Here is a 22,137-nt window from a genome sequence, read left to right as displayed (position 1 = left end):
CGTCATTGACGCGCCGATAATTGTTTTGATCGCCGTCATTCGAGCCCCCCCCGCGACTAGGTCGCGAACTGCTCGCGACACGAGGCGGATGACGAGAATCCGTTTATCGACGCTTCCGCAGAGTCGCCATTCGGGTGTTCACTTATCCTCGCCGGCGATCACGATTCGCTAAAAGCCATTGGCGATGGCGGAGTGGGCGCGCGCGATGACAAGCCGTGAGCTCGGCTTCCGGCGACGGCGCGAAAGCTTTGCGGGGTATGGCGCGCCCACGCTTTTAGGACGCCTCCGTTGCGTCGCGCGTATGAGCGACATCGGCGCGTGGCAGACGAGCGCCCATGACGAGCGCATAGATCGCCGGAATGACGATGAGCGTCAGCGCCGTCGAGGAGACCATGCCGCCGATCATGGGCGCCGCTATGCGCTGCATGACCTCCGAGCCGGCGCCGGAGCTCCAGAGGATCGGCAGCAGGCCGGCGATGATGGCCGTCACCGTCATCATCTTCGGGCGCACGCGCTCGACGGCGCCGAGCATGATCGCCTCATGAAGATCGGCGCGCGTGAGCGCGCAGCCCTGCGCGGCGCGTGCGGCGGCGATCTCACGTAGCGCCTGATCGAGATAGATCAGCATGACGACGCCGGTCTCGGCGGCGACGCCGGCGAGCGCGATGAAGCCGACCGCCGCGGCGACCGACATGTCGAAGCTCATGAGCCACATCGCCCATACGCCGCCGACCAGCGCGAAAGGCAGCGACGCCATCACGATCAATGTATCGGTCAAGCGGCGGAAGTTGAGATAGAGCAGCAGAAAGATGATCGCGAGCGTCAGCGGCACGACGATCCGCATCCGCGCCTCGGCGCGCTGCATATATTCGAACTGCCCGCTCCAGGTGAGATAGGAGCCGGCGGGCAGAGCGATCGATTGCGCGACGGTCTTCTGCGCCTCGGCGACATAGGAGGCGAGATCGCGATCACGCACATCGACGAAGACATAGACGGCGAGCTGGCCATTCTCGGTGCGGATCGACGTCGGCCCGCGCGTCAGCTCGATCGTGGCCACCTCTCCCAGCGGCGCGGCGCCGCCGCGCGGCAGCGGCACGAGCACTTCCCTGCCGATCGTCTGCGGATCGGAGCGGAACTCGCGCGGATAGCGAATATTGACGCCATAGCGCTCGCGCCCTTCCACTGTCGTCGTCACTGTCTCGCCGCCGAGCGCGGTGGCGATCACCTCCTGCACATCGCCGATCATCAGATTATAGCGCGCGAGCGCCGGATGATCGGGAATGATATCGAGAAAATAGCCGCCATTGACGCGCTCGGCATAGGCGCTCGCCGTGCCGGGCACGCGCTTCAGCGCCGCCTCCACCTGACGCGCGAGGCCTTCCATCTGCGCGAGATCGCGGCCGAAGATTTTCACGCCGATCGGCGTGCGTATGCCCGTCGCCAGCATGTCGACGCGCGCCTTGATCGGCATGGTCCAGGCGTTGGAGACGCCGGGAAATTGCAGCGCCGCGTCGAGCTCGGCGATGAGCTTGCTCGTCGTCAGCCCCGCGCGCCATTGCGCCTTCGGCTTCAGCGCGATGATGGTCTCGAACATTTCGAGCGGCGCCGGATCGGTCGCCGTCGCCGCGCGGCCCGCCTTGCCATAGACGGATGCGACCTCGGGAAAGCTCTTGATGATGCGATCCTGCGTCTGCAGCAATTCGGCGGCCTTGGTGACGGAGAGGCCGGGCAGCGTCGTCGGCATGTAGAGCAAGGCGCCCTCATCCAGCGTCGGCATGAATTCGCCGCCGAGCCGGCCCGCCGGGACGATCGTCACGAGGATCGCGACGATGGCGAGAAGGATCGTCGCCGTCTTCGCTCTCAGGACGCGCGCGATGATCGGACGATAGAGAAAGATCAGCGCGCGATTGATCGGATTCTTCGCTTCCGGCACGATCTTTCCGCGCACGAAGACGACCATCAGCGCCGGAACCAGCGTCACCGAGAGCAGCGCCGCCGCCGCCATGGCGAAGGTCTTGGTATAGGCGAGCGGCGCAAACAGCCGTCCCTCTTGCGCCTCGAGCGTGAAGATCGGCAGGAAGGAGACGGTGATGACGAGCAGGCTGACGAATAGCGCCGGCCCTACTTCGCTCGCCGCCTCGATCAATATGTCGAGGCGCGGCTTCTGCGGCGGCGCGCGCTCCAAATGCTTATGCGCATTCTCGATCATGACGATCGCCGCATCGACCATCGCGCCAATGGCGATGGCGACGCCGCCGAGACTCATGATGTTGGAGCCGACGCCGATCGCCTTCATCGCTGCAAAGGCGATGAGCACGCCGATCGGCAGCATGACGATCGCGACGATTGCGCTGCGCATATGCATCAGAAAGGCGGCGCAGACGATCGCGACGATCAGGCTCTCCTCGACGAGCGCCTTGCGCAATGTCTCGATCGCCGCGTGAATGAGCGGCGAGCGATCATAGACGGTCGTGATCTCGACGCCTTTCGGCAGTCCGGGCATGAGCCGCGCGAGCGCCGCCTTCACATTCTCGACGACGCTCAGCGCATTGACGCCGTAACGTTGCAGCGCGATTCCGCTGGCGACCTCGCCTTCGCCGTCGAGCTCGGCGACGCCGCGGCGCTCGTCTGGCCCCAGCTCGACGCGCGCGACATCGCGCAGCAGCAGAGGCGTGCCATTCTCCGCGCGCAAGCCGATATGCTCTATGTCGGCGGCGCTCTTCAGATAGCCGCGGCCACGCACGATGAACTCGAATTCCGAGAGCTCCACCGTGCGTCCGCCGACATCCGTGTTGCTGGCGCGGATCGCCTCGCGTAGCTGCTTCAGCGAAACGCCCAGCGCGCGCAGCCGGTTGGGATCGACGACGACATTATATTGCTTGACGAAACCGCCGACGCTGGCGATCTCGGCGACGCCCTCCGCCTTGGAGAGGCCGTAGCGCAGCGTCCAATCCTGCAGCGAGCGCAGCTCGGCGAGCGTCATCTCCTTGGCGATGAGCGCATATTGATAGACCCAGCCGACGCCGGTGGCGTCCGGGCCGAGCGTCGGCGTCACGCCTTGCGGCAGCTTCTTGCCCGCGGCGCTCAAATATTCCAGCACGCGCGAGCGCGCCCAATAGAGATCGACGCCATCCTCGAAGATCACATAGACGAAGGAGACGCCGAAGAAGGAGAAGCCGCGCACCACTTTCGAGCGCGGCACGGTCAGCATGGCGCTGGTCAGCGGATAAGTGACCTGATCCTCCACCACTTGCGGCGCCTGCCCCGGATATTCCGTGTAGACGATCGCCTGCACGTCGGAGAGATCGGGAAGCGCGTCGAGCGGCAAAGTGCGCAGCGCATAGAGTCCCGCCGCCGCGGCGAAGGCGGCTCCGATGAAAACGAGAATGAGATTGCGCGCCGACCAGGCGATCAGCCGGCCGATCATCGCGCTGTCTCCGCGCCGGCGAGAGTCTGCAGCGCCGCGCGCAGATTGCTCTCCGAATCGATGAGAAAATTGGCCGCCGTCACCACGCGGTCGGTTTCGGCGAGCCCGCTCCTCACCTCGACATAGCCTTCGCCACGCCGGCCGAGCGTCACCGCGCGCGGCTCGAAACGGCCATCGCCCTTGTCGAGCAGAACGAGCGCGCGCTTGCCGGTCTCGATCACCGCGCTTTCCGGCGCGGCGATGACGGCGTCGTGATCGCCGGAGCCGATCTGCGCCTCCACATACATGTCGGGCCGCAAGGTCAGATCGGGATTTGGCAGCTCTATGCGCACGCGCGCCGTGCGCGTCTCGCGATTGATCTGCGGATAAATGGCCGTCACATGGCCGGAGAAGATGCGATCGGGAAGGCCGCGCGCTCTGATCTCGACCGGCTGGCCGAGGCGCAGCCGCGCATAATCATGCTCGGAGACATCCACCAGCGCCCAGACGACAGAGAGATCGGCGATGCGGAACAGCACCTGGCCGGCCTCGGCCTTCATCCCTTCGACGGCGTTGCGCTCGAGAATGAGTCCGTCGCGCGGCGCGGGCCAGGAGACGCTCGCCGGCACGCGCCGGCTCCTGGCGATCTCGGCGATGAATTCCGCTGGCGCGTTCAGCGTCTCGAGCTTGCGGCGCACGCCCTCGAGCAGGCTGGGATCGCCGCTGTTGCGCGCGCCGGAGAAGGCGAGATAATCGGCAGCCGCCGCCGCAATGGCCGGCGAATAGAGCCGCGCCAACGGCTGGCCCTTGGCGACGCGCGCGCCGGTCGTCGCCTCGAAGACCTTCTCGATGAAGGCTTCCGAGCGCGTCGCGACGACGGCGACGCGGCGCTCGTCGACCTGCACGGCGCCGGGCGCGCGAATCTCGGTGACGATCGGCTGACGGCGCACCAGCTCCGAGCGCACGCCGGCGCGCTGGATTTTCCCAGGTGCGATGCGTAGCGCGCCATCGGCCTCGACATCGTCGCCCTCATAGACGGGCGTGTAATCCATGCCCATCGAATCCTTCTTCGGAACGGCCGACACATCCGGCAGCCCCATCGGATTGCGGTAGTAGAGGATGCGTTTCCTGCGCGGCGCGGCGGCGAGCTTCGTCAGTATGGCGCGCAGATCGGCGGGACGGACCGGCAGAAAGTCCATCCCCATGCCGTCCTTGCGCGGCGTGGCGGAAATCGCGTCACCGCCCATGGGATCGCGGTAGAAGAGCGGCTCCTCGCTCGCGGCGACTGGCGGCTCGGGGAGCTTTGCGACGAAGGGCGCGAGCTGCGAGCGGCGCACGGGCAGGAAATCCATTCCCATCTCGTCCTTGCGCGGCTGGCGCGCGATCTCCGTCCCACCCATCGGATCGCGATAGAACAAGATGGGATCATCGAGCGCGGCGGCCCGCGCCGAAAGTTCGGACCCCGCGGCGTTGCTATGGGTGGCGTCGGAATGGGAGGCGTGAAGCACGGATGCGGTCACGCTCGCGGCGAGCGCGAGCGCGCCGAAAATAGGCGCGTAAGGAGGCATGATCTCGATCTCCGGCCGCTGCTGCGGCGGATGGCGTTGAAGCGACATGGCCGTTCCGTCGCGCGAGCAGCGGAGCCGGCGATTGCGGCTTCAGGCGATCGGAGGTCGAAGCTCTGGAGAGCCGGTCAGTGAGGCGAAATCGGCGTCGCTCGCTGCGATGGCCCTCCCCTTCGCCGTTACGGCGGGGATGAGGAAGGAGCATTCATTCGGCGTGGCGACGGGCGAAATCTGCGCGCAGGACACAGCCGCGCAATCATCCGCCGCGACCGAGCCGCGATCCCCCGCCGCCTTATGGCAATCCTCCATGGCGGCGGCGCTCATGCCCTCGCATCCGTGACCGGCGCGCGCCAGCGGCGCGGCTCCGAGGAGCAGCGAAGCCAATGCCAGCATGGGGATGAGCGCGCGGAACAAACGGATCATAAGTCATTCTATCATCGACAGACAAAGCGGTAAACCCGGCCCCCACGCGCGCATCGCGGACGATCGATCGTCGAGGCCCTCGTCGGTCTCGGCTGCATCGTCCGAGACCGACGAGCACGGCGTCGAGGGTCAGTTCGCTGTCTTTGGGCGAAGGCCTGCGGCGCGGCCGAGCAGGAGAAGAAGAACACGGATCTCCGTTCGAGGATCGACCTCATTATTGGGCATTTGGCGTGGGAGCCGAGTTCCTGCCGCCGTTGTCAAGATCGAAATGCTGGCCGTCGACTTCGATGCTGCGAATGCGCGCGCGATAATGAGCGCCCGGCGAGGAGACGTGGACCTTGTGAGGCCCGCTCGTCGTCGTCGAAGCATGCTGCGTATGCGTGCGGACCGCCGGCAGAGGCGTCTGCGTGGGCTCGCAGCCCTGTATGAGGGCGTCGACATCGGCCGAGGACACGGCCTCCACCGCCGCTCTGCCCGCCGTGGCGAGCAACCCGTTGGGAACAGTGGTCGGCGCCGTCGCCCGATTGGAGATCACATTGCCGGCGCCGCTCGCCGCATGTTGCGTCTGGGCCAGACGCGCGGCGGCGGCCGAGGCGGCTGCGGCGGCTTCTGCCGCTGCCGCGCGCGCGGCGAACACTTGGTTGATCGTGCCATTGATATAGAAGGGCGCGTCCTTGATTTGGGCGCTCGTCAAACCGCCGCCGCCAGTCACCTTGCCGGCGACGAGTTGACTTGCGAGGCCTGACGGAAAATTGGTCGCCGGCAAGCTGGGGTTGACCTCGGAGTTGTAATAGCTGTTGTTGATGACGCCGGTCGTCGTGTTGTTGGGATTGCCGCTATTGTTGAAATTCACGCCGGCGATCCCGCCCGTGTAGCCGCTCTGGCCCGTCACGGCGCCGGTGGCGTAGGAATTGGAGATTAGTCCAAAATTGGTTCCGACCAACCCGCCGGCGGAAGCCAGCGTGGCGTTGGTCGTCGTGCCGAGAGCGGTCACCGATCCGGTCGCGTGTGAGCCGGTGATCGTCCCGCCGGCGTTGGTTCCCACGAGGCCGCCGGCTTGCACATTGGCGACGACATTGCCCGTAGCGTAGGAATTGGTGATGGTCGCGCTGCTGGAGCCCGCGAGGCCGCCGGCGTTGTTGCCCCCGGTCACATTGCCGGTCGCATAGGAGTTGGTGATGTTGGTCGAGCCGCCTGTGCCAATAAGGCCGCCCCTGCCGGAGACGCCTGTGACATTGCCGGTGGCGTAAGAATTGGCGATGAGCCCGTTACCCTGCGTATAGCCGACGAGGCCGCCGGCCCCCGTGCCGAAGGCCCCCGTATAGGTCACATTGCCCGTGGCGTGAGAATTCGTGATCGTCACGATGTTGGAGCCAAAGCTGCTGGCCGCGCCGATCAGGCCGCCGATGCCGGGGGGCTGGCTGACATCTGTGTTCTGATAGCTGGTCACATTGCCCGTGGCGTAGCTATTCTCCAGGGTGAAGTTGGCAATCGACGATGAGACAGTGCCGACCAACCCTCCGAGATCGTAGAAACCCGTCGCATTGCCGGTGGCGAAGGAGTTCCTGATGAGGATCGGAGCGGAGCCGCTCGGCACATTTCCGATGAGGCCTCCGAGACCAACGCCGATCGTGCCGCCGAGGACATCACCGGTTGCGTAAGAATCGTAAACATTCGTATTGCTTGCGTAGCCGATCAATCCTCCGCTGTTTCCTCCGAGTGAAGAGTCGACGGTTCCGCTGGCGTGGGAACGATAGATCTTGAGATATTCGCTTCGGCCGATCAGTCCACCGACCGTTGCACCGGTCACATTCACTGTCGAGAAGCTGTCCGAGATGGTGTTGAACACGCCGGGTTGTGGGAAAATGCCGTTATAGCCGATCAGACCGCCGGAATTGCCTCCAACGACGGTTCCTGTGCTGTAGGCTTTGCTGATATTGGCCAAATTCGAGCCGACCAGCGCACCGAGGAAGTTGCCGTAAACTGTCTGCGGTCCGGACGAAAAGACAACTGTGGCCGAGGAGCTTATATTGGCGTTGACGACTCCGATATCGCGAACGAGGCCGCCAGCGGTCGTCTGGCCGATCAGAGCGAGATTGGAAACGGGATTATTGTTCACTAACGCCGTGGAGGTGATCGTCAGATTGCCGACCGTATGGTCGAGGCCGGCCGGCATTCCGGAAAATTTCTCGATCAACGCATCGGTGTAGGTCGTCCCTGACGCATCGATATTCTGCCCCAGCGCATAATTGCCGGAGACGCTCGCCGCCGTGGTTCCCGGCAGGACGGTGGCGTCATGGCTGTCGAGCGCGTCGAGCTGCGCGACAGTCTGGATGAGCGTGTAATTGGTTCCGTTGATCTTCAGGCCGGCGTTTGCGCCGCTCAGCGTCACGCTCGCGTATTGCGTGCTGGCGGGCGCCAGAAGCGGGATCGGGTAGCCATTGTGTGGTCTGCGCCGATGAATGCTGTCCAAATGACGATAATATAATGGTCGATATTCTGCTTCTGGATACGCCACTCCGCCTCCCGTTGAGCGCGAAATACTTTTCGATGTGCCGGCCATCGGCTCCAGGTATTAGACAAAAATGGGGTTATTCCATCTTGCTATCGTTCAGATTGGCGTGTGCTTTCCGTTACGATATGTAAATGATATAAAATAATATGGCATAGCTTTGTATTCGTCTGGCGCAAAGGAGTTCGCGGAATGCAGAGGGAATGTCTGTCGACAAGGTCGATTTTGCCGTGCTCTGGCTCTTTGTCACGCTCAGCATCATGGTGGAGCCGGGGCAGGGGCTGGTCCCATAGCGGCGTAGATTGAGGCAGTTTTCCTCACGCGTGAAGCGATAGATCGCCGCTCGCCCGCGGAACAAATATAAGCGTCTTGCTCCGGGGCCGAATTGCTTAAATAAAAAGCGCGGGGCGTGTTGCGCCGTTGAACGCCCAGAATTCGGAGAACGCCAGGCTCGGTCGCTACGTGGGAGCGACTGTCGGCGGCCTCCCTTGCCGCCGATCAGGGTATTGACCTGCCGCCCCTTCTCGGTCGCGTCAGCGCCGCTGAGAAGGCGGCTAGGTCGTCTCAGCGGCGCCTGCTGCCGCGGCAGGAGCTTTTTCGCTATACGTATGTCCGCACGGGAGCGGTGCGCTCATCGCGATTCGAGGGGACACAGTCGACGCTCGTCTGTCTCCTTCGGTTCGAGACCGCGGGCCGTGCCAATGCGGGTTGCGCGTTCATCGGCCGAGAGCCGAATCATTGAGGCGCTATGGGCGATGCATGCCTTTGCGCGGACTGCGGCCGGTGGGCCGTTAGGACACCATTAACTCAATACGGCTTGCAACGAATCGAGAATCGGCCTCTAGTCACAGACGGAAATTGGCCGTTTAACGCTTAGGAACCGTTTTCTGTGACGAGCAACTTGGACGCCCTGCCCTATACGGCGCCGGAGAGCGCGCTGCAGCGAATGACCCGCCATGCGAAAGTCTTGTCGGGGCAGATGCAGGCGTTGAGCGCCACGCTGTTTCCGCCGGCGGCTCGAAAAACCCTTCGCTCTTTCTCGTCGGGCGAGGTCGCGCGATTCCTCGGCGTGTCCGACGGATATCTTCGGCAATTGTCGCTCGACGGGCTCGGCCCGACGCCCGCGGTGGCGGGCGGTGGACGGCGATCCTACACGCCGGCCCAGATCGGTGAGCTGCGCGTCTACCTCGCGGGCGCGCGTCCAAAGGAGGCGCTCGGATTCTTGCCGCATCGGCGCCCCGGCGACAAATTGCAGGTGATCGCGGTCGCCAATTTCAAGGGCGGGTCGGCCAAGACCACGACGTCGCTCTATCTCGCGCAGTTTCTCGCGCTCGAAGGTTATCGGGTGCTGGCCATAGACCTCGATCCGCAGGCCTCGCTTTCGGCCATGTTCGGCTATCAGCCGGAGTTCGATATTGGCGAGGGCGAAACCCTCTATGGCGCGATTCGCTATGACGAGGCGCGCCGGCCGATGCGGGACGTGGTGCGATCCACCTATTTCGCCGGGGTCTCGCTCGTCCCCGGCAATCTCGAGCTCATGGAATTCGAGCATCACACTCCGCGCGCCATGGCGGAGCGGTCACTGCGCGGCGGCGATTTGTTTTTTCGGCGGGTCGGTAGCGCGATCGCCGAGATCGCGGACGATTTCGACGTCGTCGTGATCGATTGCCCGCCCCAGCTCGGCTATCTCACCATGGGCGCGCTGAATGCGGCGACGGCCATGCTCGTGACCATTCATCCGCAGATGGTGGATGTGGCCTCGATGAATCAATTTCTGCTCATGACGTCGGACGTCATGACGGTCATCGAGGAGGCAGGCGGCCGGCTGGATTATGATTTCATCCGATATGTCGTGACACGGCACGATCCCAATGACGTGCCGGAAACGCAGATTGTCGCTCTTCTGCGCAATCTCTTCGGCCAGGATGTGCTGGGCGCGACGGTATGGAAGTCGACGGCCATCGCCAATGCCGGGCTCACCAAGCAATCGCTCTACGAACTCGAAAGGGGCTCGGTCGGCCGCGCCGCTTTCGAGCGCGGGCTCGAATCGGTCAATGGCGTCAATCGGGAAATCCTCAGCCTCATGGAAAAGGTCTGGCGGCGATGAGCAAGCGCACGGATACGATCCGCTCCCTCTTCGCGCAGCCCCCCGCCCCGATGTTGTCTGCTGACAACAATCCGGAGCCGCGCCGCGTCGCGGCCGGGGCGGTGCGCTCGATGAAGGAGACCTTCTCCGACATAGAGCGGGAAAACGAAATGCTGCGGGCACGCATCGCCGCGGGCGAGCAGGTGGTCGACATCGACCCGGGGTTGGTCGACCCCTCCCCTTTCGCCGATCGGTTCCCGCAGGAGGAGGACGCCTCCTTCGAGGCGCTGAAACAATCGATCGGCGATCGTGGGCAGGAAGTTCCCGTCCTGCTGCGCGTCAACCCTGCCCTGCCCGGTCGCTATCAGACGGCCTTCGGCCATCGCCGCATTCGCGCCGCGCTCCAACTCGGCCGTCCGGTGAAAGCGATCATTCGCGCGCTCGGCGATGATGATCTCATCATCGCGCAGGGCGTCGAAAATTCAGCGCGTGAGGATTTGAGCTTCATCGAACGCGCGGTCTTCGCTTGGCGGTTGGAGAGCGCCGGGCGCAGTCGCTCGGTCATTCAGCAGGCGCTCGCCATCGACAGGGCCGAGGCCTCCAAGCTCATATCGGTCGCCAAGGCGGTGCCGGAGGATGTCGTTCGAGCGATCGGAAGGGCGCCGAGGATCGGCCGCGGCCGCTGGCAGGAATTCGCCGAGTTGTTGCGTGACGCTCCGGCGCTGAGGCGGGCGAGGGCGGCGGCCGCCCTTCCCGCCTTCTCATCGCTCGATGGCGACACGCGTTTTGCACGGACGCTCGCCGCGGCGAAGCGGGCCGAGGCGGAGCCGCGCCCTGCCCGCCCGATCATAGAGATCAGGAACTCCGCGGGCCAATCGATCGCGGAAATTCGCGCCTCCGAGCGCGATGTCAGAGTGACGCTGGCAAAAGCGGATGGAAGCGCATTTGCGCAGTTTCTCGCCGCTCGCCTGCCCGAGTTGCTCGAGGAGTATCGTTCTTTCGACGCCGGCGACGGCGCATCGAAAGGCGCGTGAGAGGCGGCGAGAGGAGAACCCAGCAAAAGAAAAAGGCCCCCGAAACGATCACGCCCCGGAAGCCCTTCTCAATGTGTAGCAACTGAGAGAATCACACTTCCGCAAATCGCTGTCAAGCATTTTGGCACCGTTTCGGTGAGCGGATTTCTTTTGCCTGAATGAGGCAAAGGAACATGCAGACACGTCCAACGACGCCCTTCGGGCGGCGGCCGCTGTCGCTTGCCATGGTGGCGAGCCAGATCGCGACCGAGAGTTTCGCTGCTAAGCCGGGCGCATCCGAAACCGTCGTCCACAAATGGCGATTGTTTCGGGCGCTCACCGAAGCCAAAGAGCCGCTCGGAGTCACTGAGCGCGCGCTATCGGTGTTGCACGCACTGCTGAGCTTTCACCAGGAGACAGCGCTCAGTCTGCCGGAGACCAATGCAAAGGCGGCGGAAGCCGGCTCAGTTGCCGGCGGCATCGTCGTGTTCCCGTCGAACAGGGAGCTTTCGATCCGCGCGCATGGCATGGCGCCGGCGACGCTGCGCAGGCATCTCGCCTGTCTCGTCGATGCAGGGCTGATCATCCGCCGTGATTCCCCGAATGGCAAACGCTTCGCCCGAAAAGGGCAGGGGGGAGCCATAGAGGACGCATTTGGCTTCGATCTCGCGCCGCTCGTGGCGCGCTCGAGCGAAATCGAGAACCTCGCCGAGGAGGTGCGGGCCGAGAACCGTGCGATCGCGCTGCTCAGGGAAAAGATCACGCTCACCAGACGCGACATCGTCAAGATGATCGAGACCGGACTGGAGGAGGGCGTAGCGGGCGACTGGGACGGCGCGCATCAGCGCTATGCGGCGCTCTCGGGGCGCTACGGACGTGGGCTTTCCCGTGTCGATCTGGAGGCTTTGGCGGAGGAACTTGCCACGTTGGCGGCTGAAATCCACAAGGCGTTGGAAATACACATAAAAGCTCAAAATATGAGCGGCAATGAGTCTCAAACCGAGCGTCACATACAGAATCAAACCACAAACTCTTCTGATCTTGAACCTAGCCTTCAAAAAGGCAGGGCCGATCCGTCCGAGCCAAATGTCGAAGAGGACAGGGGACCAATTCAGCGAGGCCCTGGAACTTCTTCAGATCGTTCTCGGACTGTCGACCCAAAGCCGCCGCTTCGAGCCTATCCTCTCGGCATGGTGCTGGACGCTTGTCCAGACATCGTCGATTATGGCAGGGGCGGGGAGATTTCATCGTGGCGAGACTTGGCTGCTGCGGCGGCGACAGTGCGCTCGGCGCTCGGCGTTTCGCCAGACGCCTGGTCGCAAGCCTTGGACGTCTTGGGCGAGCATGACGCCGCGATCGTCATCGCCGCGATCCTGCAACGCGGCGATGAAATCAAAAGCGCTGGCGGTTATCTCCGCGTCCTGACCGAAAAGGCGAGGGCAGGGGAATTCTCGCTCGGGCCGGTGCTGATGGCCCTGTTGCGAGGAAAGGCAGCGAAGGCGGCGAGAGATCGCAAGAGGGCGGGGTGATGTCGGAATGGATTTCCGAACGAGCCTCGGCAGTCCGCTCGATCACAGTGTTTCGGCGCCGAGCAACCGAAGTTTTTCCGCGCGGTCGAGCAGGCTTTTGACGGAGGAGGGCGCCCAGCGGGCTCCGCCGCGCGGCGTGCGCTCATACATGGCCTCGAGCTGCGCGCCGATTTGTGCGAGCGTCAGATCGGGATTGGCCCGTTTGATCCCGGCGACGAGCGTGACGAGGCGTTCGCTGCTGACTTTTCGGCTAGCGGTTTGATGAAGGAGGCGGGGCTCGATCAAACCCTCGGCGACGAAGCATTTGACCGCGCGCTTCAGGCGCTCGACGGTCCATTGGGGCAGGGGAGCGCCGCTGGAGCTATCGCGCTTGGCGTTGAGCACGCGCACGACATCCTGCCAGCGGTGATCCGGGCGCATTTGCCGGACGACCGGCAGCCAATGTTCGGCTGTGCGATTGACGCGCTCGAAATAGTTCGCCGCCTTCGCGTCTACGATGCGCTGGATGGCGTCGCGGTCGCCGGCGCGGAGTTTTGGATTGCCGCCGATGCGGCCGCGCTTTTTGGCGGCGCGCAAGCCGTCTTTGGTGCGCTCCTGGATCAGCGCGCGCTCCAACTCGGCCACGGCGCCGAGAACCTGCAGGGCGAAACGGCCCTGCGGGGTAGTGGTGTCGATGGGATCGGCGAGTGATTTGAAATGCGCGCCCTTGGCGTCGAGCTCGGCGATCACGGCGAGGAGATGCGACAGTGAGCGGGCCAATCGGTCGAGCCGCGCGACGACCAGCACGTCGCCGCGGCGCACCCGCGCCAGCGCCTTGGCCAGCTCCGGCCGCGAGGCCTTGGCGCCCGACATATGCTCGCGAAAAATCTCGACGCAGCCGGCCGCCTTCAGCACATCGGTCTGCGCGTCCGTGACCTGNTCCTCGGTCGAGACGCGGGCGTAGCCGATCAGCCGTCCCTTGATGTTCGAATCCGTCATCGGGAGGCGACTTCCGATCCGCCGCGGTCGGAGAGAAGCGACAGCAGGGCAGGGTTCGTGTAAATTTTCTCCCTGCCTGCCTCAATTTCCTGGAGGAGCCCGAGGGACACGAGGGCTTTCAGATAAACGGAAGCGGATTGGCGCTTGGCGATGCCCGCGCCGACCAGATCGGCGATTCGGCAATAGGGATTGACGAATATGATCTCGGCCAATTCGCGAGAATAGATCTTTGGCAAGTCGCGCCGAATTCGTTCGGCGGTCCCGTCGAGCAGGTTACGGATCGCCCATATTTTTGCGGTCGACCATGTCGCGGTTTCGCGTATGGCGGCGAGCATGAACAAGATCCATGGCTCCCACGCGTCGCCCGTCGTGACGGCGAGCAGTCCATCGTAGTAGGACTTTTTATTATCAATGATATAGCGGCTCAAATACAGGACGGGAATATCGAGCAGCCCTTGTTCGACGAGGAACAGCAGATTGAGAACTCGGCCCGTGCGACCATTGCCGTCTGTGAACGGATGGATCGCTTCGAACTGGTAATGCACGATGGCGAGCCGGATCAGCGGATCGACGCCGTCATCCGTGTGGATGTAGCGCTCCCAATTGGCGAGTTTGTCGCGCAGCAGTCCGGCTCCTTCGGGCGGAGTGTAGACCACTCGGCCGCTCGCCTCGTTCAGCAGCGCCGTGCCCGGGGTTGCGCGGATATCGAGGTCCACTCCTTTGATGGTCCGACATATCTCGATGGCGCTGCGCGTCGAAAGCGGGCGGTCCTTCAGACTCTCGAAGCCCTGATAAAGCGCCGTGCGATAGCGGAGCGCCTCCTTGGTCGCAGGGTCGACGCCGGTTTCCGGCCGGTTGGCGAAGCGGAAGAGCCTGTCCGTGGTCGTGACGATGTTTTCGATCTCGGAGCTTGCTTGCGCTTCGAGGAGCGGAATCGAATTGATCAGAACCGACGGGTTGGGGATTAGCTGGCCCGAGATCTTGAGTTCCGCCAGCGCCGCGCGGCCCCCGACGCAGGCCTTGAGAATGGCCTTGGTCTCGACGTCGTGGCGCGGCGGCAGAGCCGGAAGGTCATTGTAAGGGCGGGCAGGGTCGAACAACATGTCGAAGAAGCCTCTGTCGATCGACAGATTGCTCCCGACATGTCGATGAGATCGACAAATGCCGGAAACGTGTCGATGATTCGAGTTTCTATCGACATGCAAGCTCCAGCGCAATACGCAAATACATAATTGTATGTGACAACAAATCGGTCGTTTGAAACCGCATCCGAGGGCCGAAGTTCGCCGCCGCGACATAGTGGTGAGCAGAAGAAAGGCCCGAAAAACAGCCCATTTCGCCGATCTGCGGGCCGAAAGCTCGCCTCTGGAGCCGTTCCGAGGCTTGCTTTCTGCGGCCGCGGCGACGCATTTCGATCCGGCCGACGAAAGAGAAAAAGGATCTTCTATCGCTCAAGTTAAATTCGATATAACTTGATATGTGTCTTGATTTACACGGAATTAAAATGAGATTTTATCTCCCAGGCTCTGTTTCATTCGAGCGCCTGCAAGCCCTTCGCTAGTCTGCGGGGCGCGTGTCGCGACCTCACGGCATTCTCCTCACGGCGACTGCTGCTGGCGCGGGCGCCCTCGAGGACGAAGACGCGGCGGTGGATGAGCTCGAGACCGTGGAGCGATCCTCGTCGGGGAGTTCGACGAAATCGACGAACTACTGGCGCGAACGTCGCGTTTGGCAGAGTGCAGTCACGCTGCCAAACGCGACCGCTGGTCGTGCCAGTCTGGATTTCGTCGCGGACCAGACTCGACGATCCGGTCGAGAAACGCTTCGACGTGCCTTTAATGCTGGCGATTTCGCGCGAATAGGCGAGCGCGTCGCATTCGGCGTTGTCCATGAAGGCGGCGAGCCTTGGGAGCGTCGGCCGGAGATGATCGGCGGCCTTGCGCCAATGCGTCTTGGTGGCGCCTTCGTTCTTCCGCAGAGGCGTGGGCCTTTATGTCCGCACTCCATCTTGACAACCGACGTCGCGGGCGATGATATTTAATGAAATGATTAAATATTCTGAGGCGACGCTCGACACGGTCTTTCACGCTCTGGCCGACCCGCACCGCAGGGCGATCCTGCGTATGCTGACCGAACACGAGCGCAGCATTGGAGAAATCGTTCCCTCGTTTCCGATCTCCTTCGTCGCTGTCTCCAACCACTTGAAGGTGTTGGAACAGGCGGGTCTCGTCATCCGACGCAAGCAGGGCCGTCATCAGATGTGCAGCCTCGACCGCCGTGGTCTCGACGCCGCCCGGAACTGGCTCGATGCGCATGAACGCTTCTGGAGCGAGCGGCTCGACGCCCTGGACGCCGTGGTCGCTCAGATGAAGGCGGAGGACACGGGCCGTTAGAGTCCGGCGCCTACCGGTAGAAACAAGATGGAGGAAGCGCTTGACCCAGAATGCCCTCTCGAGCGAACGGGCTACAACGTCCGTGCCCACGCCCGCCGCCGACCAGGCGGCCGATCCCGGCGGCCTGCGCCGGGTGGTGGTGGCCTCCTCTCTCGGAGCCATCTTCGAAGCTTATGACCTCGTGCTCTACGGGCCGATGGCCGCGATCGTCGCCGCCGAGTTCTTCTCCGGGCTCGATCCCGCCTATGCCTATATCTTCACCTTGCTCTCCGCCGCCGTGACCTATGTCGCCCGCCCATTCGGCGGGCTGGTGTTCGGCCCCCTCGGCGACCGCGCCGGGCGCAAATTCACCTTTCTGCTCACCATCCTGATCATGGGCCTGTCGACCGTGCTCATCGGCTTGCTGCCGAGCTACGCGGCCATAGGGGTCGCCTCTCCGCTGCTGTTCATGGCGCTGCGCATCCTGCAGGGCCTCGCCTATGGCGGCGAGTTCGGCGGCGCAGTCACCTTTATCGCCGAATATGCCCCCGCCCACCGGCGCGGCTTCGCCACCAGCGCGATCGCTGTCACCGCGGCGAGCGGCCTGGCTCTGGCGATCCTGGTCGTGCTCGCCTGCGAGCTGGCGCTCGGAAAGACGGCGTTCGAGGCCTGGGGCTGGCGCATTCCATTCCTACTTTCCGCCGTGCTCATGCTGGTCTCGGTCTATATCCGGTTGCGCCTACAGGAATCTCCGGTGTTCCTGGCCATGAAGCGGTCGGGCGGCGGCTCGCGGACGCCGCTACGCGAGGCGTTCGGCCGCTGGGACCATCTGCGCGTGGCGCTGCTCGTCCTGTTCGGCGCCGCCGCTGGCCAGTCGGTCGCGATCGCGACCGGCTCCTATCCGATCTACCTCCTGGCGTTGAACCTGAAGATCGATCCCTTCCTGCTGCACTACACCATCCTCGGCTACAGCGTGGTCTTCATCGGCGCAATGATCCTGGCGGGCTGGCTTTCGGACCGAGTCGGCCGCAAGCCGGTAGTGCTCGCCGGCTTCATCGGTACGGCGCTCGCCGCCTATCCGGTGTTCCTCGGCGTCACCCACTATGCGCATCCGCGCCTCGCGGCGGCGATGACCACGCATCCGGTGACGGTGGCGGCCGATCCGGCGACGTGCAGCCGCCAGTTCGATCCGTTCGGCCTCGCCGAGTTCCGCAGCCCCTGCGACATCGCCCGGCGCGCCGTCGCCAAGCTCGGCGTGCCCTACGCCAATCGCGCCGCGTCACCGGGCCGCGTCGCAGAGGTGGAGATCGGCGCCGCGGTGGTTCCCGCCTTCGAGGGCGTCGGGCTCGACCGGGCGGTCTTCACGCAGCAGGCCAAGGCCTTCGACGTCGCCCTCGCGGCTGCATTGGCCGATGCGGGATATCCTGCCCGCGCCGCGCCGGAGTTGACCAATGTGTCGATGCTGATCGCGCTCATGGCCGCCCTCAGCGTCTTCGTCGCGATGGCGTCCGCCCCGCTCTCGGCCTGGATGGTGGAGATGTTCCCGACCCGCATCCGCACCACGGCCTTCGCGATGTCCTACAATATCGGCGGCTGGTTCGGCGGCTTCCTCCCGGCGATCTCATTCGCCGCCTTCACCGCCACGGGCGATCTCTATGCGGGTCTGTGGTACGCAGCCGGCGTCCTGCTGGTCGCGCTCGTTGTCGGAGGACTGTTCCTGCCCGAGACGCGCGGCCGCGCCCTGGACCGCGTGACGTTGGAGCGCGTGCCATGACCAGCGCCGCGGGTCGTTCGGTCTCGCTCGTCCTGGTCCGCCGCATCAACGCGCCGGCGAGACAGATATTTACCGCCTGGACGGACCCGAAATGGCTGGTCCGCTGGCTGATTCCGGGAGCCGGGGCGCTGCGGGAGGCGGTCATAGACCCGCGTCCGGGCGGCGTCTACCGGCTGGAGGGCCTCGATCCAGATGGAACGCGCTATCGACTCTGCGGCCGTTACATCGACGTCGCGCCAGAGCGGCGGATCTCCTCGAGCTGGGAATATGAGGGGGCCGCAGCCGGCCTTTGCGGGCCGCCGACGCGGGTCGACGTCGATCTGCGCCCTCTGGGCGCCGACGCTTGCGAGCTGACGCTCACCCACGGCGAGCTCCGGGGGGAGGAAGCAGCCGCGACGCACCGCATATTGTGGACGATCTGCCTCGACCGGCTCGTCTGGTCGCTCGTTCCGCCGCCGGACGAGCCCGCCTTTCGCCCGTCGCTCGGGGCGATCGCCGAGCTCTATGGCGAGTCGCACCGCTTGCTGCAGGACGCCTTCGACAGCCGGCCGTTGGCCAACACCTTGCGCAAGATGATGGTGACGAGCACGCTGACGACCGAGCACAAGGCCTTCATCGCCGGGCGGGACATGGTGTTCCTCGCCACCGTCGACCATCGCGGCTTTCCGACCTGTTCCTACAAGGGCGGGGCGCCGGGCTTCGTGCGCGTGCTCGACGACCAGACCCTCGCATTGCCGAGCTACGATGGCAACGGCATGTATCTCTCCGCGGGCAATGTCGCCGCCAATGCGAAGGTCGGACTGCTGTTCATCGATTTCGAGCAGCCGCACCGGCTGCGCATCCACGGCGCCGCGCGCCTCGTGCGCGACGAGGCGGAGCTCGCAGCATTTCCCGGCGCGGAGCTTTTGCTGGTGGTGAAGGTCTATGAGGCCTTCGTGAACTGCCCGCGCTATGTGCATCGCTATCAGCGCGCGGAAACATCCCCCTTCGTGCCGGGCGAGCCGCGCGGGGACGAAATGGCGCCCTGGAAGAATCTGGACGTCCTCCGTGACGCCCTCCCGGGCCGGGATCGGGTTCGGCGCGAGGAGGCGGGATCAAGGTCCATGACGCGCGAGGAGTATCTGGCGCGCCTGAAGCGCGGGGAGACTTGAGAGTTTGCCTGTGAATCGGCTCGACACCGCGCCGGGAAAGTAACGACGCGATGACGCTCCCTCAAGCTTCTCTGTTGCGCGTCGCGTCAGCCGATTGGCTTCCTATCAACGGGTCGAAGTCGAACTTGCGCGTCATTCGACCGGAGGAATCTCTGCCTCCCTTGCCAAAGCAGCGCGGACGGACGCCCGCGCGTCGATCCGCTGCATGTAGAGCGCAATCGCCGGCCAACGGTCGAGATCGATCGAAAACCCCTTCATCCAGCCGAGCACGGTGAAGAGATAGGCGTCGGCGACCGTGAAGCCGTCGCCCACCAGATAATCCCGAGGTGCGAGGTTCACCTCGATGAAGTCGAGGCGCCGGAACAGCCGGTCCCGGAAGATCACCAGCGCCTCCTCCGGCAAGGCTCGATTGAACAGCGGGCTCGATCCGGCATGGACCTCGCTGGTGATGAAGTTGAGCCATTCCTGGAGCCGAACCCGCGCCAGTGTACCGGCGGCTGGAGCCAATCCCGCCTCCGGTTTCAGGTCGGCCAAATACTGAACGATGGCCGGTCCTTCGGTCAAAACCTCGCCGGTATCGAGTTCGAGTGCCGCGACATAGCCTTTCGGATTGATGGCGAGAAAGTCCTCTCCCGTGGATGTGCGTTTCGTCCGGTTGTTCACGCGGACGAGTTGGTAGGGCAGTCCGAGTTCCTGAAGCACGATGTGCGGCGAGAGCGAACAGGTGTCGGGGGCGAAATAGAGCTTCATCGTCGGGGCCTCGCGGAGGGGATAGATCGCCGCCCACATTGGCAGGCCTTGTAATATAATAAAAATTACTGGCACATTTTCTTGGTATAAGTTCACCTACTATGAACCTGACCCAACTCCAGAGCCTGATCGCCGTCGCCGAGGCCGGCGGCTTCACCGCAGCCGCGGACAAGCTCGGCGTCACCCAATCGGGGATGAGCCAAGCCTTAGCCGCGCTCGAAGAGAGCCTGGGAGTGAAACTGCTCGTCCGCCAGCCACGGGGCGTCGCGTTGACCGCCTTCGGAGAGCGCGCGCTCGACCATGCGCGAACAGCCTTTTCGCATCTGGAGGCAATCGAAAGGGAGGCAATGGCGCTGATCGGCGAGGAGACCGGGGCCATCCGCCTGGCGGGGTTCCCGAGCGTCTTCGCCACGGTCCTTCCGCCCTTGCTTCGGCGTTTTCGCACGCTCCATCCGGGCATCGACCTCGTGCCGCTCGAAACCGACGACATGGAAGTGGAGGCCTGGCTCGCGGCGGGATCAATCGACCTCGGGGTCGTCCTCAACCCATCTCCGGCCAGAAATGCCGTTCCGCTCGGACGAGATGCCTGGGTTCCGATCCTGCCGGCGGCGCATCCCCTGTCACGGCGTAATTCGGTCTCGTTGGCCGAACTGGCAGCCGCGCCCTTCGTTCTCGCCACCGGCGGGTGCCATACGAACGCCCGCTCGCTTGCCGACGCGGAAGGATTGACGCTCCAGAACGTGCAGATTGAGGTGCGCGACTGGTCGAGCGCGATTGCCCTGGTGCGGGAGGGCGCGGGTGTCAGCCTTGTGCCGGAATCCACCCTGCCGGAACAGCAACGCGGCTTCCGGGTTTCGAAACTCACTTCACCGCTGCATCGCGAGTTCGGGCTCGTCGCTTCGTCCGCGCGCCCGTTGTCGCGGGCCGGAAACCTGTTCGTCGAGGTCGCTCGTCGCTCGACCGCGCCGACATTGGCATAGCGCAGGACGCAAGGACCGGCGGGCTGACGGGCTCCGACCTCATGACGCGCCATCGACATCTCTCCTCCTCCCGAAGGTGAAGAAGCTGAGTGCGGCCAGCACCCAGACGCCGATGGCGCCGTAGAGCATCACGTCTCCAAAGCCGCCGGCCAGTGCGGCAGGACCGATCACCTTCGACGCTCCCAGGGCGGCTTGATCTAGAGCGGAGACATTTCCGGCCGCGATCTGTTCGGCGACGTGCCGGAGTTGCGTGGCGTCGAACGATCCTGAAGCCGCACTCAGGCGCGTCTGGACGCCCCCGAGCAAGACGAAGCCCATCAGCGCGATGTTGATGGCGAGCGAGATCATCCGGGCGCTCATGTCGATGCCGGACGCCATGCCGGCTCTGTCGCTCGACACGGATCCGGTCGTGGTGTTGGTGACCGGCGTATTGGTCGCCCCGAGGCCAATCCCGGCCAGCAACGCGCCGACCAATGTCGTCGCCAAGGCCAGCGAACCACCGCCTGCTCCGATCTTCATGATGAAAAAGCCGAGACCGATCACGAACAGTCCCGCCGGGATGACGACGCCAGAGCCAAGGCGCAGCGAAAGGCGTTCGGCGAATGGCGGCACAACGAGCGTCGGCAGGGTGTAGGTGAGCAGCGCCAAGCCGGCGGTCAGCCCATCGAGTCCGAGCCCCGCCTGAAACCAGATCGGCAGATAGATCATGAACGGCCAGAAGCTAAAATTCATGCCTATCGAGCCGAACAGCGCTCCGGAAAAGGGTCGGATTCGAAACACCGAGAAATCGAACATCGGGTGCGGCGTGATCTGCTCGACAATGACGAAAGCGATGAGGCTGAGGGCGGCTGTAGCCACTATCGCCAGCGCGATCGGGCTGGTGAAACCGAGCTCGCTGCCCTGAGTGATGACGTAGGCGACGCAAAAGACGGCCAGTGACAGGGTCGCGATGCCGCCGAGATCCAGGCGCCGAGCGGCTGGATCCTTCGATTCCCGAACACCGCGCCAAGCCAGGATGACGGTCAGCACGGCGATGAAACCGTGGACCAGAAACACCCAGGCCCAGCCCATCAAGGCTGCGATCCCGCTGCCGATCACCGGACCGAAGCCGAGACCGAACCCGGTAACGATGCCCCACCAGCCGAAAGCCCGGGCGCGATCGGCTGCCGTGCTGAACTGATGCGAGAGCACTGCGATCCCACAAATCAGCATGGCGCCGCCGCTCGCGCCTTGGAGCGCGCGCCCGACGATGAGGATTGTCATGTCGGGGGCAAGGCCGCACAGGAGGGACGTGCCGCCGAACGCAACAATGGCGACGATGAGGAGACGCTTGCGCCCGAAGCGATCCGCCAGTGTGCCCGCAGCCATGAGAACCGTCGCCACGGCGATGGTGTAGGCATTCATCGTCCACTGGAGCTGCTGGAAGTCGGCGTGAAGAACTTTCTCCAGCGTCGGCAGGATCGCCGGAACGCTTGATATTTCGAAGCCGAACATCAAAGCCGACAAGCAGATGGCGGCCAAGGCAAGGTTGCCTTGCCGCGAGGAAGTAAAAGACATGATCAGGCCTTTCAAGCGCGAGATCGCTCGGCGTCCCGCGC

General features: G+C 64.1%; 17 protein-coding genes. 8 read left to right on the top strand and 9 right to left on the bottom strand.

All coding sequences use genetic code 11. The annotated features are described in order from the left end of the window. Positions 1-274: 274 nt before the first annotated feature. From METLW3_RS0123500 to METLW3_RS0123485, 4 genes are all read right to left on the bottom strand, one after another. Entirely contained in the window at positions 275-3,427 is a 3,153-nt protein-coding gene (locus METLW3_RS0123500; RefSeq protein ID WP_024882168.1) for a CusA/CzcA family heavy metal efflux RND transporter, read from the bottom strand. Continuing rightward, positions 3,424-5,022, bottom strand: a complete 1,599-nt coding sequence (locus METLW3_RS0123495; RefSeq protein WP_245267494.1) for an efflux RND transporter periplasmic adaptor subunit — start codon at positions 5,020-5,022, stop codon at positions 3,424-3,426. The genes METLW3_RS0123500 and METLW3_RS0123495 overlap by 4 nt, the downstream gene beginning before the upstream one ends. 42 nt (positions 5,023-5,064) lie before the next feature. Next, the gene (locus tag METLW3_RS0123490) at positions 5,065-5,394 is read right to left on the bottom strand and encodes a hypothetical protein (RefSeq protein WP_024882166.1); all 330 of its coding nucleotides are present in this window, start codon (positions 5,392-5,394) and stop codon (positions 5,065-5,067) included. A 214-nt stretch (positions 5,395-5,608) separates the two neighbouring features. Continuing rightward, positions 5,609-7,912, bottom strand: a complete 2,304-nt coding sequence (locus METLW3_RS0123485) for a GLUG motif-containing protein (RefSeq protein WP_198022886.1) — start codon at positions 7,910-7,912, stop codon at positions 5,609-5,611. A 619-nt stretch (positions 7,913-8,531) separates the two neighbouring features. Between METLW3_RS0123485 and METLW3_RS29210 the strand changes: the two genes are divergently transcribed. The 4 genes from METLW3_RS29210 (at position 8,532) to repC (ending at position 12,534) form a co-directional block, all read left to right on the top strand. After that, entirely contained in the window at positions 8,532-8,648 is a 117-nt protein-coding gene (locus tag METLW3_RS29210; protein ID WP_245267493.1) for a hypothetical protein, read from the top strand. 237 nt (positions 8,649-8,885) lie between these two features. Continuing rightward, positions 8,886-10,013, top strand: a complete 1,128-nt coding sequence (gene repA, locus METLW3_RS0123475) for a plasmid partitioning protein RepA (RefSeq protein ID WP_245267505.1) — start codon at positions 8,886-8,888, stop codon at positions 10,011-10,013. Then, complete coding sequence (gene repB / locus METLW3_RS0123470) at positions 10,010-11,026, top strand: plasmid partitioning protein RepB (RefSeq protein WP_024882163.1); 1,017 nt, start codon at positions 10,010-10,012, stop codon at positions 11,024-11,026. The genes repA and repB overlap by 4 nt, the downstream gene beginning before the upstream one ends. 173 nt (positions 11,027-11,199) lie before the next feature. After that, a complete protein-coding gene (gene repC, locus METLW3_RS0123465) occupies positions 11,200-12,534 on the top strand; it encodes a plasmid replication protein RepC (protein ID WP_024882162.1) in 1,335 nt (444 codons plus the stop codon). A 42-nt stretch (positions 12,535-12,576) separates the two neighbouring features. On the opposite strand, the gene METLW3_RS0123460 is transcribed toward repC, so the two are convergent. The 3 genes from METLW3_RS0123460 to METLW3_RS28605 form a co-directional block, all read right to left on the bottom strand. After that, positions 12,577-13,512, bottom strand: a complete 936-nt coding sequence (locus METLW3_RS0123460) for a recombinase family protein (protein ID WP_024882161.1) — start codon at positions 13,510-13,512, stop codon at positions 12,577-12,579. Then, complete coding sequence (locus tag METLW3_RS0123455; RefSeq protein WP_024882160.1) at positions 13,509-14,615, bottom strand: Fic family protein; 1,107 nt, start codon at positions 14,613-14,615, stop codon at positions 13,509-13,511. The genes METLW3_RS0123460 and METLW3_RS0123455 overlap by 4 nt, the downstream gene beginning before the upstream one ends. A gap of 428 nt (positions 14,616-15,043) precedes the next feature. Beyond that, positions 15,044-15,403 carry a hypothetical protein gene (locus tag METLW3_RS28605; RefSeq protein WP_157096392.1) on the bottom strand — a complete coding sequence of 120 codons (360 nt, stop codon included), beginning with the start codon at positions 15,401-15,403 and terminating at the stop codon, positions 15,044-15,046. 154 nt (positions 15,404-15,557) lie between these two features. Here METLW3_RS28605 and METLW3_RS0123450 point away from each other — a divergent pair, with 154 nt between their 5' ends. From METLW3_RS0123450 to METLW3_RS27925, 3 genes are read left to right on the top strand one after another with little or no spacing between them, the layout of a single operon-like run. Then, positions 15,558-15,905: a metalloregulator ArsR/SmtB family transcription factor gene (locus METLW3_RS0123450; RefSeq protein ID WP_024882159.1), complete on the top strand. Its 348-nt coding sequence runs from the start codon at positions 15,558-15,560 to the stop codon at positions 15,903-15,905. 40 nt (positions 15,906-15,945) lie between these two features. Then, on the top strand, positions 15,946-17,658 hold the full coding sequence (locus tag METLW3_RS0123445; RefSeq protein WP_245267492.1) for an MFS transporter: 1,713 nt from the start codon (positions 15,946-15,948) through the stop codon (positions 17,656-17,658). Continuing rightward, complete coding sequence (locus METLW3_RS27925) at positions 17,655-18,809, top strand: SRPBCC domain-containing protein (protein WP_083967426.1); 1,155 nt, start codon at positions 17,655-17,657, stop codon at positions 18,807-18,809. Before METLW3_RS0123445 ends, METLW3_RS27925 begins: the two co-directional genes overlap by 4 nt. 132 nt (positions 18,810-18,941) lie before the next feature. Here METLW3_RS27925 and gstA read toward each other — a convergent pair whose 3' ends face one another. After that, positions 18,942-19,559 carry a glutathione transferase GstA gene (gstA, locus tag METLW3_RS0123435; protein ID WP_024882156.1) on the bottom strand — a complete coding sequence of 206 codons (618 nt, stop codon included), beginning with the start codon at positions 19,557-19,559 and terminating at the stop codon, positions 18,942-18,944. 101 nt (positions 19,560-19,660) lie between these two features. On the opposite strand from gstA, the gene METLW3_RS0123430 reads away from it, so the two are divergent. After that, positions 19,661-20,539 (top strand): LysR family transcriptional regulator, encoded by an 879-nt coding sequence (locus tag METLW3_RS0123430; protein ID WP_024882155.1) that lies wholly within the window; start codon positions 19,661-19,663, stop codon positions 20,537-20,539. Positions 20,540-20,578: 39 nt separating this feature from the next. Here METLW3_RS0123430 and METLW3_RS0123425 read toward each other — a convergent pair whose 3' ends face one another. Further along, complete coding sequence (locus METLW3_RS0123425) at positions 20,579-22,096, bottom strand: MFS transporter (RefSeq protein ID WP_024882154.1); 1,518 nt, start codon at positions 22,094-22,096, stop codon at positions 20,579-20,581. Between the last annotated feature and the right edge of the window lie 41 nt (positions 22,097-22,137).

This window comes from Methylosinus sp. LW3, assembly GCF_000527115.1.
Classification (GTDB): Bacteria; Pseudomonadota; Alphaproteobacteria; order Rhizobiales; family Beijerinckiaceae; genus Methylosinus.
This window is presented reverse-complemented; position numbering and strand designations above follow the sequence as displayed.

Coding starts and splice junctions, on each gene's coding strand:
- repA (WP_245267505.1), top strand. CDS start 8,886: ATGCAGGCGTTGAGCGCCACGCTGTTTCCGCCGGCGGCTCGAAAAACC.
- METLW3_RS0123495 (WP_245267494.1), bottom strand. CDS start 5,022: ATGTCGCTTCAACGCCATCCGCCGCAGCAGCGGCCGGAGATCGAGATC.
- METLW3_RS0123490 (WP_024882166.1), bottom strand. CDS start 5,394: ATGATCCGTTTGTTCCGCGCGCTCATCCCCATGCTGGCATTGGCTTCG.
- repC (WP_024882162.1), top strand. CDS start 11,200: ATGCAGACACGTCCAACGACGCCCTTCGGGCGGCGGCCGCTGTCGCTT.
- METLW3_RS0123455 (WP_024882160.1), bottom strand. CDS start 14,615: ATGTTGTTCGACCCTGCCCGCCCTTACAATGACCTTCCGGCTCTGCCG.
- METLW3_RS27925 (WP_083967426.1), top strand. CDS start 17,655: ATGACCAGCGCCGCGGGTCGTTCGGTCTCGCTCGTCCTGGTCCGCCGC.
- METLW3_RS28605 (WP_157096392.1), bottom strand. CDS start 15,403: ATGGACAACGCCGAATGCGACGCGCTCGCCTATTCGCGCGAAATCGCC.
- METLW3_RS0123425 (WP_024882154.1), bottom strand. CDS start 22,096: ATGTCTTTTACTTCCTCGCGGCAAGGCAACCTTGCCTTGGCCGCCATC.
- METLW3_RS0123450 (WP_024882159.1), top strand. CDS start 15,558: ATGATTAAATATTCTGAGGCGACGCTCGACACGGTCTTTCACGCTCTG.
- METLW3_RS0123430 (WP_024882155.1), top strand. CDS start 19,661: ATGAACCTGACCCAACTCCAGAGCCTGATCGCCGTCGCCGAGGCCGGC.
- METLW3_RS0123500 (WP_024882168.1), bottom strand. CDS start 3,427: ATGATCGGCCGGCTGATCGCCTGGTCGGCGCGCAATCTCATTCTCGTT.
- repB (WP_024882163.1), top strand. CDS start 10,010: ATGAGCAAGCGCACGGATACGATCCGCTCCCTCTTCGCGCAGCCCCCC.
- gstA (WP_024882156.1), bottom strand. CDS start 19,559: ATGAAGCTCTATTTCGCCCCCGACACCTGTTCGCTCTCGCCGCACATC.